This window comes from Pseudonocardia pini (assembly GCF_013870575.1).
Classification (GTDB): Bacteria; Actinomycetota; Actinomycetes; order Mycobacteriales; family Pseudonocardiaceae; genus Pseudonocardia; species Pseudonocardia pini.
This window is the reverse complement of the sequence record NZ_JACBXB010000955.1, coordinates 1-1810: the sequence shown is the minus strand read 5'-3', so window position 1 is coordinate 1810 and position 1810 is coordinate 1. Positions and strand designations below refer to the sequence as shown.

Here is a 1810-nt window from a genome sequence, read left to right as displayed (position 1 = left end):
GTCGACCAGAACGCCCCGCTCGACGAGGCCCGCCAGCAACGCCACGGAGTAGCTGGCCGGAACGCCGCGTTCCGCGGCCCGACCGATCCACTCCACGGACACCGCGGGCGCTCGCAGGCCCTCCACCAGCGGCAGGACCTCGGGCGGGAGCCCCTCGACGGTGACGCTGCCGCGCGGATCGAGCCCGAACTGGCGCACCGCCGGACCGCGCGACAGCAGCGACCGGTGCGGCGCGAGGACTAGCCGTTCGGGGAAGGACACGGAGTTCACGCCCTGAGCTTGGGGTGCCGGCGGCGATCACGCGACCGTCCATCCACAGGCCCGCGGAACTGTGGACAACTCACCCGCTCTCGGAGCCGGCCCGCCCACTGAGGAGCGGGAGGCCGTGTCTCCCGATCCGGCGCCACCGGGCCAGGTGGTCCCCGTCGTTCCCCGGCAGCCGGGCCGCCCTCATCCCGGGCGTCTTCGGGTGGTCCGGCAACGCCGCCGGGGGCGGCGTGGGCGCCGGGAGCGGTGGTGGCGGATCGGGAGACACGGCCTAGGCTGTGGTCATGGCGAGCCCCGCGGTCGTCGAGGTCAGGCGAAGTGACCGGCGGCGTCGGATGGTCAGCGCGCGGCGCGAGGGTGACACGGTGATCGTGTTCATCCCGGGCTGGATGAGCGAGGCCGAGGAACGGCGCTGGGTGGACGAGATGGTCAGCAGGCTCGAGCGCAGCGAGGCCAAACGGCGCTCCCCGGGAAGGCACGGGGACGAGGCGCTGCTGGCCCGGTGCGTCGAGCTGTCCCGCAAGTACCTGGGTGGGAAGGCCACCCCTGCGTCGGTGCGCTGGGTGCCCCCGATGCGGACCCGGTGGGCCTCCTGCACACCGGAGGACCGCACGATCCGGATCAGCGAGCGGCTGCGCGAGGTCCCGGGCTGGGTGGTGGACTACGTGCTGGTCCACGAGCTGGCCCACCTGCTCGCCCCGGGGCACGACGAGCGGTTCTGGTCGCTGGTGCGCGCCTACCCGCGCACCGAGCGGGCGATCGGCTACCTCGAGGGCCTCTCCGCCGCCGCCGGCCTGGACCTGCTGGGCACCGACGGTGAGGACCTCGCCGATCCCGGCGAGGCCGCGGCGGAGCACCCGTCGCCCGCCGAGGCGGGCTGACACGGCGCTCGGTATGCACTCGGGCCGCGGGTGACGGTCCTCGGCGAACGCCGTGTCACGGACGTCCTTCGGCAGGGCGAGCTGCGAGGTCGCCGAGCTCCGGCCGCAGGTCCACGCGACAACCGCCGGGCGGTGTCTGCCCTCGCGGTGCGGGACACAAGTGTCCCGCTGAAGGACCCGACCTGCTGCGCGGCGCCCGTGCTGCGTTGTCTCTTCGGGCCACCAGGCCGGTGACCGGGAATCGGCCGAGTGCCGATCCGCTCCTCGTTGCGGGAGTCGACGCGGCCGCGCGGGCAGGACCGCCGAGTGAGACGGTCCCGCGCTCAGCGACCCCGAGGACCTACTTCGGCTCGTCCTTCGGGCCCTCGGCCTCTCCGTCGGTCTCCGCGGAACCGGCCTCGGGCTCCGTGGAACCTGCCTCGCTCTTCTCGGCCTGCTGGGCCTTCTCCGCCTCCTCGGCGGCGAACTGCTTCTCCAGCTCCGCGATCGGGTCGGCCAGCTCGCGGCGGTTCACGAAGCCCGCCGGGTCGTCCAGGTCCTCGCTGTCCGGGAGCAGGTCGGGGTGCGCCCACAGGGCGTCCCGGCCGTCGATCCCGCGCTCCTCGGCGAGCAGCTTCCACAGCTCCGCGGCGGCGCGCAGCTTCCGGGGCCGCATCTCGAGC

At 74.3% G+C, this 1810-nt stretch carries 2 protein-coding genes and 1 pseudogene; 1 reads left to right on the top strand and 2 read right to left on the bottom strand.

Features of this window, described 5'->3' with window-relative positions; genetic code table 11:
- Positions 1-270 (bottom strand): annotated as a pseudogene (locus tag H5J29_RS31275) (hypothetical protein); the annotation flags it as partial.
- 281 nt (positions 271-551) lie between these two features.
- Here H5J29_RS31275 and H5J29_RS31270 point away from each other — a divergent pair.
- On the top strand, positions 552-1148 hold the full coding sequence (locus H5J29_RS31270; RefSeq protein WP_181784533.1) for a M48 metallopeptidase family protein: 597 nt from the start codon (positions 552-554) through the stop codon (positions 1146-1148).
- Positions 1149-1488: 340 nt separating this feature from the next.
- Here the strand turns inward: H5J29_RS31270 and H5J29_RS31265 are convergent.
- The coding region (locus H5J29_RS31265; RefSeq protein WP_181784532.1) for a zinc-dependent metalloprotease at positions 1489-1810 on the bottom strand (322 nt) is incomplete at its 5' end.

What these genes read in the sequence shown, in the direction of transcription:
- H5J29_RS31270 (WP_181784533.1), top strand. Translation starts at nt 552, where the DNA reads ATGGCGAGCCCCGCGGTCGTCGAGGTCAGGCGAAGTGACCGGCGGCGT.